General features: G+C 57.0%; 1 protein-coding gene. It reads right to left on the bottom strand.

Annotated features, from left to right (window positions below):
* Window positions 1-640 (bottom strand): Ig-like domain-containing protein (locus AB4185_RS20455; RefSeq protein ID WP_372135860.1); only part of this gene is annotated, 640 nt, incomplete at both ends.

Genomic DNA, 640 nt, shown 5'->3' with positions numbered 1-640 from the left:
ACGGTACCCGTAATGGTCACGTCACCAGCCGCTTCCGCTGCGTTCACGATGTCGTCGCCTGCGATATCATCATCGATTGTGATGGTCGCCGCCGCGTCGGTATCGATGGTCACTGCGAGTGCGTCTGATGTGTCGCTATTACCCGCATCGTCCGTCGCTTTCACCGTGATGCTGTTCGCACCTTCTGTCAGCTGACCGTCTGTCGCCGTGAAGGTCCACACGCCCTCAACTTTAACCGCTTCACCCAGCAAGGTCGTGCCGTTGAACACTTCCACTTTCTCAACATCATCATCGATGTTGCCGAACGTGAAGGTTGGCGTCGTATCGTTGGTCAGGTTGTCTGTGTCGCTGCCGTGAGCGTCTTCTTTGCCGCTGTCGCTCGACGCAACCAGATCGATGGTCGGTTTGCTGATACCCGTATCAACCTCGTAACCACCGTCTTTGTTGTCTCCGCTGGTTTCGGTCGTCGCCGTGAACGGGTTGCCCGCTTCATCGGTGCCACTCACGCTCGCCACGATGGTGCTGTCCGCATCCGCAACTAACTCGCTGCCCGGTACATTGATGCTGTAAGTGCCATCCGCTTTCACCGTGCCTGTGTAATCGGTTGAGTTGCCGTTCACCGTCAACGTCACCGTATCAC

The sequence above is a fragment of the Vibrio sp. 10N.286.48.F5 genome, from assembly GCF_041469785.1.
Taxonomy (GTDB): domain Bacteria; phylum Pseudomonadota; class Gammaproteobacteria; order Enterobacterales; family Vibrionaceae; genus Vibrio; species Vibrio crassostreae_C.
Note: the sequence above shows the minus strand (reverse complement) of the source record. Positions and strands in the feature narration are given on the sequence as shown.